Source organism: Lactiplantibacillus sp. ME-2 (genome assembly GCF_022549155.1).
Classification (GTDB): domain Bacteria; phylum Bacillota; class Bacilli; order Lactobacillales; family Lactobacillaceae; genus Lactiplantibacillus; species Lactiplantibacillus plantarum.
Window position 1 is genome coordinate 1 of sequence record NZ_JAKZEQ010000059.1, and the last position, 9357, is coordinate 9357.

Sequence of the window (9357 nt, forward strand, 5' to 3'; positions counted from 1 at the left end):
AACCCCATATGAAGTATTTTTTGACAAACCGTTGCACTTAGTTTGACAATTCGCCCCACAAAGTATAGTTTAAAGGCAGCTGGTGTTACTTTAGAACTAATTGGTTCGGTTTGCATAATACTTAACGGTACCTCTAATGAGGTTACTCTCAAATTAGAATTATTAATTTGTAAGGTTACCTCATGTGCTGTCGATTTTTTACTGGTTGTGCGTACTTCCAGTAACGGGACCACCATTTCTTCCAATGATGATCCTCCATGTGCATAATTATCACCACCATTAGCCTTAAATACGTTAGCCGTAGTCGGATAATAAACATACCGTGAATCTTGATTTTCTAAAATATTAGCTAGGGCTTGACGTTCAACACCCGGTACCTTGATGTCACGTTCAGAAACTAAATAACGTGGTGATTTCCAATCCTCCGCAACCGTTTTAACTTCAATTTTGTCGATATCAGCAATCTTTTCATCACGATATTGATACCCGTGATCTGCAGTAATATAAACATGATTAATACTGTTAGTTCTTAATCGCCAGATTAATTCTTGCAATTCGTTAATCGCATTTTTAGCTGCAGTGGCAGTTTCATCTTCGGTTCCTTTATTCTCTGCTGTAGTATCAATCTGATTGTGATAAATATAGATTACTTCTTGATTGACAAACATGGATCGAAGTTCATCACGTGACTTACCTTGCAAATCCTTAAAACGATATGCCGTGCTTTTAGGGTTTGCTTGGCGCAATATTGCTTGGCGTTGTTCGATATTACTTGCAGGCTGACCATCAACGGTTACCCGGCGCTCTTCAGCCTGTAATGCTAAGTTGTGATGCGGTAGCAAAGCCGGCATACCCATATAGGTAACGGATGGCAAACCACTAATTAGAAAATGCATCTGCATATCCGTAACTTGATCCTCTTGCTTTAGTTTTCCTTGTAATTCCTTTCCAACTTCAAAACGAAATGAATCAGAGATAATAACTACAATTCGATTTTGTTCGTTACGAATATACTGATTATAAAAATTTCGTTGCAAAAGTTGTGGCGCAATTTGCTGATAATTTAAACTCTGATTCCAGCTAATATTGAACTTGGATAACAGATCAACATAAATTTGTTCTACCAATCGTTTTAATCGCATATAGTAATCTGGATAACCAGCAATACGATATTCATAAACAAAGTGACGATAATTCATATCAATATAATAACCACCATTAGTATACTCATCAACCATTGCGTTGAACCCATTTGCGGGCCGATTGTGACGAGCTTGGATAACTTGCCATGCACTTCTGACCATCAAGTACAAATGATTGGTATTATGTGAGCGGCCATAGTGCATTTCTCGACGTTTCTTAGTCAATTTACCAATACTTAAACCGTCAACTAGAACTTCATCATTTTCCAGCAACAATTGCTCTTGAATCCAGTTCAAAATTCTTCGATCAAATTCCGGGAAAACATCGCTATTTGCAAGATCATCAATATCAAGTTGATCAAAAAATTTATTTACTTTAATATTCTCCCAAACATGCCGTGCAATCTGATCATAATCATCACGATGCTGATTGTAGGCTTCAGCGCTAAATTGTTGCATAAACGTTTGGACATTGGCCGCCCGAGCACTCAAATTATAACGATTATCAGTTGCCGTTGGGAGTCCCATTTGTTGAAAGGCCATAGTGACATACATTCCAGACGCCAGTGTTAATAAATCTGGCTGATCAGACTGAAATCCAAATTGATCACTGACTATTCTCCAAAAATCATTGATGACGTGATATTTTTCAAATTCATTTAAGTACTTGTTATCCGTCAATCCAGCCTTAAGAATCAGTCTTAATACCGCAAAGAAATCTACTAACGGCTGATCCAGTCGAACGATTGCCGCCATAATTGCAACTGTTGGTTCTGACTGATAACTGTGCAAGTCATACTTCATGAACCGTGCACGGCGTTCCTTACTTCCAAAAAATGCTGTATATCTTTTTACAAATGAATACATATTCTCAGGCAATTGCAGTTCTTTACGCAAAATTTCTGGTGCATCCGCTCTGAATATCTCAGAGTACAGCACCATATCGCGTAAATGGTTTTCATCTAATGGCGGTTGTGGTTGCGGCGAGTAAATTAAAAACTTTTCGCTCGTGCCCGCCCCCAATAACCGCAACTTTGTTTTTAATTGGTGTCCCATCCTTAACTCAACTACAGTGGCGACACCCGCTAGTGCTCCGGTCAAGTCGCGGACACTATCCTCAAATTCGCCCTGGTCGCCGTACCAAAAAATGAATTGATGGCCCGCCTTAAATTTACTTTTTAACGTTGTCACAACTTGATCAATATTTACGTCAGCCATAATTACTCCTCATTTCAAAAAATTCACCACCCTTATCATACCGTATTCCCCGCTAAAACTCACATTATAATAAATTCAATAATCGTTCACTCCAAACTATCATGACGGCGTTATTCAGCATCTAATTAACGATATTGATGAGGTCGATTTTGACGTTACTCGTGGTGGTCAGGTTGAAATTATTGGATGGCTGTATCAGTACTATAATACTGAACCACATGATTATGCAGTGAATATCACTGGGGGAGCCGTTACCAAAAACGAAATTCCTGCCGCAACTCAGTTATTTACCACAGATTGGGTCGTTCGTTATATGGTTGATAACTCATTAGGAAAGTACTGGCTTGAACGTCATCCTAACAGTGATTTGAAATCAAATTTGGATTATTTGCTTCCTGGAGAGATTCAGACAGTTGATTCTAGTGAGAATCTCGAAGATATGCGTCTTATCGACAATGCGATGGGGTCAGGCCACATTCTGGTATATGCGTTCGATGTCTTTATGAAAATGTATGCGGAACAGGGATACTCAAGTCGTGATGCAGCCTTATCCATCGTACAAAACAACTTATACGGTTTGGAAATTGATAAACGTGCCTATCAGTTGGCATATTTTGCTTTAATGATGAAAGCACGACAATACAATCGGCGTGCCTTGCAGCCTGAAAAAGTTAAACTAAATGTCCACGTTTTTGAAGATACGGACACGGTCTCACCTGAGTTTTTGGATGCCTTATCGGGTGAATATGCAGATGATATAAAACAAATTATTGAGCTCTTTAGTAACGCCGGAGAACTAGGTTCAATTATCAAGTTTGACAAAACGTTTAATTGGACAAAGTTGCGAGAAAACGTGGAAGATATGCACACGGACGCGTTGGATATCTTTGGTATGAATCAATCGAAAAAGATCGTATTAAAAGTATTAACCATCGGCGAAATTATGTCTACTAAATATGATGTGGCCGTAACAAATCCACCGTACTTGAACAAGTTCGATCCAGACATGAAAAAATATGTGAAGAAAAACTATGCTGATTACTCAGGGGATCTCTTCTCTGTCTTTATATTCAACAATATCAATTTAGTTAAAATTGGCGGTTATGCTGCCTATATGACGCCATTTGTTTGGATGTTTATTAAGACATATGAGAAACTGCGTAGTTATTTAGTGGCCAATAAGGAGATTTCTAGCCTGATTCAAATGGAGTACTCAGCATTTGAGGAAGCCACTGTTCCAATCAATACATTTGTATTAAAAAATGTGCCAAATGGTAGTAATGGGACTTACATCAAGCTTTCAGCTTTTAAAGGCGGTATGAATGTTCAGAGAGATAAGGTGTTAGAAGCAATCGCAAATCCTGATATTGACTACCTTTATCGAACTAATCAAGCGAACTTCAAAAAAATTCCGGGAAGTCCGATTGCTTATTGGGCTAGTAAAAATCTTATCCACGATTTTGAAGTTGGAAAACGTATGGAAAATATCGTAGTTCCCAAAGTAGGACTACAGACTGGGGATAACAAAATATTTTTACGCTTCTGGTATGAAGTTGGAAATCAGAACATCTGTTATAGTGCAAATACCATCTCTGAATCAACTCTATCAGGGAAAAGGTGGTTTCCGTATAATAAAGGTGGTTCGTATCGAAAATGGTTTGGTAATTATGATTATGTGGTAAATTGGCAAGATAATGGAAAAATGATAAAGGAGTTCACGTGGGAAAATGGGAATGCCAGATCAGTTGTCCGTAATCCTAGATTTTATTTTCAAGAATCCATTACTTGGTCTGATATAACTAGTGGAGACTTCAGTGCAAGGTATAGAACACCAGGAAGTATTTTTGATGTCGTTGGGAAATCTGCATTTAAATTAGAAAAACAAACGGACCTACTATCTCTATTGGGGCTTTTAAATGCAAAAGTAACTAATTACATTTTCAAAATTTTAAATCCAACAATACACTTACAGACTGGAAACTTTGCAAATTTTCCAGTCATTAATTCTAAGATTTCTGTGTATAAACAAGTACAAGTAGCTATTGAAATCACCCAAAATGATTGGAATTCATTTGAAGAATCATGGGACTTTATTCGCCATCCCCTTCTATCACACATCGCTGACGATAAGCAAACAGAAGTCGGTGGACGGCTAGAAAATGCTTTTGCTATCTGGAAGACTGAAGCACAAGAGCGGTTTGATCAATTAAAGGCAAATGAAGAAGAATTAAATCGAATTTTTATTGATTTGTACGGTTTGAACGATGAATTAACGCCGGAAGTTGAAGATAAAGAGGTTTCCGTGCGTCGGGCAGATGAGGAACGTGATATTAAATCCTTGTTATCGTATTTTATTGGACTTGTGTTCGGCAGATATTCGTTAGACACTCTTGGACTTGCCTATGCGGGTGGTGAGTGGAATACTGATAAATATCAGAAATTTGTGCCAAATAAAGACAACTTGTTGTTGTTAAACGATGACCGATATTTTGACGATGATCGTGATATCATGAATCGATTCAGAACCTTCTTAGCAGTAACTTTTGGAGAAGAGCATGTTCAAGAAAACATGGATTACATTGCTCATGTAATTGGTAAAAAAGCTGATAATTCTGAGCAAGCCATTCGTAAATATTTTGTGGATGACTTCTTTAAAGATCATAAGAAGGGGTATCAGAAGCGGCCAATCTATTGGGAATTCAACAGTGGAAAGCAGAATGGCCTGAAGGCATTGATGTACTTACATCGTTATGATGAGGGCGAATTAGCCATGATGCGTACTGACTATATGTACCCGTTACAAAGTCGTTATGAAGAACGTATTGAGAAATTACAGCAATGGGTTCAAGATGAGAGTGTTACTAAAACTAAGAAGCAATTAGAGAAAAAACTAAAACATGTCACACAACAATTAAAAGAATTGAAGCAATATGATCCAATTGTTCGACATGTTGCCGACCAGCGTATTAATCTTGACTTAGACGATGGTGTATTAGTCAACTATGAAAAGTTACAAGATGGAAACAAAATTTTGAGTAAATTATAGTCATAATAAAGGAGCTCTCTTTGCCGGAGAGCTCCTTTTGTGCCAAAAAAGTGCCAATTATTTTAATGTGTCATTTAGAATGGATATAATCTTATTCTTATCCTGGGACTCTAACTCTTTAATGATGTGTAAATAGGTAGACTGAGTAGTGGTGATGTTGCTGTGACCTAGACGTCTGGACACAGATAGAACACTGACACCACGGTATAAGAGTATAGAGGCATGGGTATGGCGCAATCCATGGAACGTAATTCTTGGGATAGACAGAACTCGTAGTTTTGCTGTTAGCGCATTATTGATTTCCGCACTGACTAAAACGTGATGATTCTTATCCATTAAAATAGGCTGATCTTGTTCAAAATGGTGGATTGAAAGATAGTGACTTAATCGATGGATGGTTGTGTTATCGATTGAAACCTTACGATTGGAGGTTGACGTTTTTGTTTTCATAAACCCCGTCTTGTATTTGTAATCCCAAGTTTTATTAATATTGATAATACCGGCTTGTAAGTCCAAGTCATTGATTGTTAGACCAACTATTTCCCCATAACGCATGCCTGTTACTGCAGCTAGATAGATAGTCATTTCATCAATTTGATTGGTATCCAAGTGCGTAATCAATTTAGCCCAATCATTGTAATTTAGCGTTTTGGACATTTTTGGCAGTGATCGGCCAGTAATAACAGCTTTGCGTGTAGGATCAGAAGCAATGATGTGTTCATCCATTGCTTCTAAAATACATGCGCGCAATTGCTTGTGTAAACAAGAAACGGTTCGACGTGCATGTGTTTTTGCAAACTCATTGAGTTTTTCTTGATAAGTTAATTTAGTTAACTCTTTTAGTTTTAAGCTACCAAATAACTTTCGCGCATGTTTAGCAGTGTTTTGGTATTTGTTGTAAGTAATAGATGATACTGCATTCTGCTTATAAGTCTTAATCCATCGCTCGTAGTAACTGACTAGTGATTCGCTACCCGCCTTCGCGGTTTTCAAATTAGGATGTTCCGATTGAATCTTGCTGGCAGCCAAGATAGCGTCAGATTTCCTTGTAAAACCGGACTTTCGGAGCTTTTTATACTTTCCGTCTGCATCTTTATATGAGATTTCGTATTGCCAAACATTGCCTCGTTTTTGATAACTAACCATTATTTTACCCCCCAAAGCCGAAATATTGGCACATTTTTGGCACCGCGATTGGTCAATACCACTGAATAATACCATATTGATAGGTTATCGTCAGCGATGTGCAATATAAGTGGATGAACTTTGAAATCCCATGAATTTTCATATTCATTCCAATCACTTTGGGCTAATAAAACATTTATTCTAACGACATGTTCAATATTTTGATCGAATATTTCTTTTTTTATCGGTAGCTTGTCCATATCACCATTCTGTAAAGACAATGTTGGATTTAAAACCTTAGTAATTAGAGTAGTTACTTTTGAGTTCAAAAATCCTAGCAGAGAAAATATTGTGCTATCATCATTTGAGAAAAGCATTGGCCCTTTGTTAGAATCAAATATACTACCTTGAGGACTATACCTGAACGTATTAGAAGCACTAGTCAATGCACTCCAAGTTATACCGCTGTGAAAGTAGTAATCTTTTCCCTGAAATCCAAAAGAGTTTTTGTTAATTTTGCCAAACTCAGCTATTTCCTGACCAGAATTGTAGTAGTTAACAATAAGCTCACGATTGCCGAACCATTTGTGGTTCTTTCCGCCTTTATTATACGGAAACCATTTTTTCTTAGACGTTTGATTTTTCCTCCAAGACCGGCTTACATCAACATGATTGAATAGAACTTCCCACCAGTCATGAATAAATAGATTATTATTTCCAGTTGTCAGCCCACGCTGTGCGGGAGAAATATTCTTAAGGGGTATTCCTACTAAGAAATCATGTAACAGCTGATTACTTACCCAATAAGCAATTGGACTTCCCGGAATCTTCTTGAAGTTCGCTTGATTAGTTCGATAAAGGTAGTCTACCGTTTGATCTCGAACGGCTGCTAAGTATGCCGTTTCTTTCTTATCCTGAGAATTAAAATCAATTAGACGTTCATACGTACCCACATATTCAGTTAAGTTTTGCTTTTTCAGTACAAAAGCTGTCGATTGCACAACTTCGCCACCGATTTCTTCAAATGCTCGAGTTCCTAAATGAGCCATATTAATTAGTGTATCTTGTGTTAACGATTGTCTAAGCTTCTCGAAGCTAGAGAGAAACATCCATGCATGTTGTGTAATCATCGCATAGTAGCCATTGGCACTCACAAACATTCGCAGTCGTTCCATGAAAGCAGCAAACAAATCTGCTTTTCCAGCAGTAAAATGTCGTTTTACGTATTTACTAAGAACATCATTCATTTTTCCTGAACCCATGTATGGTGGATTCATGACCCCTACTGTATATTTGCGACATAAAAGTTTCGAGACTGTAATAATTTCTTTTAGCTTATGTTTTTTCTCTTCTAATTCAATACTTTCAAAAGATAATTGATGTTCTCCGGGTTTTGTATCAATAATTGATTCAATTTCGAGAAAATCAATGGGGTCAGTAAAATGAATTAAGGAGCCGTAACTATTGCCATCATGAAAGGCGTTTAATAAACGCGTGATATCTGAAGACTGCTGGTCCGTAGTAATTAAATCTTCAAAATCCTGTACCGACAAATCTGTATATTCTGGGATATCAAAAACGTTTGGACTTAATTCCAATGTTAAGAAACGCCGATTATATTCACGCGCTTTCATAGATAAAGCAAAGTATGATAGTTGGAATGCTCGAGTATCAATGTCAAAACCATACAGATTATACTGAATAATATTTTCGGTAGCGTCTCTCTTTGAATAACCTTCTGACTCATACAGCTGTAAAAAGACATCAAACGCGTAAACTAGCACGTGACCAGAGCCCATTGCTGCATCCACTAAAGTAATATCCTCGAGTTTCACTTTAGTAAGCTCTTTTTGTGCCTCTATAATCTTTAGAGATACTTGTTCGTTTTGCTGAGATTCGGGCATGTAATATTGCCAATGATAAGCCTGTGCTATTTCTACTTCTGATCGCGAATCATTTCTAGCATGTAAAACATCAATCCAATAACGGCCCAACGAGTTTTCAACCATATACTTGACAATCCAATCCGGCGTAAATAGTTGGGTCACCGCAGGAATATCAGTTTCAGCGTATTTACGCTTTTTGAATGCTACTTCTTTTGGTTCAGTATTATAGTACTGATACAGCCACCCAATAATTTCAACCTGACCACCACGAGTAACATCGAAATCGGCTTCATCAATATCGTTAATTAGATGCTGAATAATGCCGTCATGATAGTTTGGAGTGAACAATAATTCTGCATAATCGTTAGTTTTTTCGAATAAATGTGGTAGATTTGCATTTAAAGCGTTGGCTTGCTTAATAAATAGCATCCGATATTTGGCGTCCATGTCAACTGTGGCTTCAGTTTCCGAAGCATGTACCATAATTGCTTGCTCCTCGTTGCTAAAAGCACCAAGATACGGCACTAAATCGGCTTCGCTTCGCAACATAATATCTGGTTCATTGCGACCTGATGAACTAGACAATACTCGGATCCGACTCGGCAAATAACCATTAACTTCCATAAACCGAATCGCAATTAGGCGATTGAACCAAGTATACGCAACCTCTTCGACTAACTCATTGTAGGCCGTCTCATAATCGGTTGCCTTCTCACGCTCATGTAATTCTACAACTAGTTTTTGGCGCTTAACAATGTTTGAACCAGTGATTGGGTTGCGGTCATCCACATAATACTCAATTTCAGACGTAGACGTTTCCAACTTGTCGGAAATTTGTTCCTCAGTAATTCCCAACACTTTCATTTGTAATTTGATAGCCGCAATTAGGGTCCGTCTTAAAACTACTTAAGTAAGATGCAAATTGAGGCAATGTAGACCG

Annotated in this window: 4 protein-coding genes; 1 reads left to right on the forward strand and 3 read right to left on the reverse strand. The window is 37.7% G+C overall.

All coding sequences use genetic code 11. The annotated features are described in order from the left end of the window. The coding region (pglZ, locus tag MMY95_RS14440) for a BREX-1 system phosphatase PglZ type A (RefSeq protein ID WP_241277758.1) at nt 1-2360 on the reverse strand (2360 nt) is incomplete at its 3' end. Between the two features lie 112 nt (nt 2361-2472). On the opposite strand from pglZ, the gene pglX (MMY95_RS14445) reads away from it, so the two are divergent. Further along, nucleotides 2473-5406 (forward strand): BREX-1 system adenine-specific DNA-methyltransferase PglX, encoded by a 2934-nt coding sequence (gene pglX, locus MMY95_RS14445; protein WP_347192200.1) that lies wholly within the window; start codon nt 2473-2475, stop codon nt 5404-5406. A gap of 57 nt (nt 5407-5463) precedes the next feature. Here the strand turns inward: pglX (MMY95_RS14445) and MMY95_RS14450 are convergent, their stop codons facing one another. After that, nucleotides 5464-6552 carry a tyrosine-type recombinase/integrase gene (locus MMY95_RS14450; RefSeq protein WP_053267334.1) on the reverse strand — a complete coding sequence of 363 codons (1089 nt, stop codon included), beginning with the start codon at nt 6550-6552 and terminating at the stop codon, nt 5464-5466. Further along, entirely contained in the window at nt 6552-9302 is a 2751-nt protein-coding gene (gene pglX, locus MMY95_RS14455) for a BREX-1 system adenine-specific DNA-methyltransferase PglX (protein ID WP_347192201.1), read from the reverse strand. The genes MMY95_RS14450 and pglX (MMY95_RS14455) overlap by 1 nt, the downstream gene beginning before the upstream one ends. Between the last annotated feature and the right edge of the window lie 55 nt (nt 9303-9357).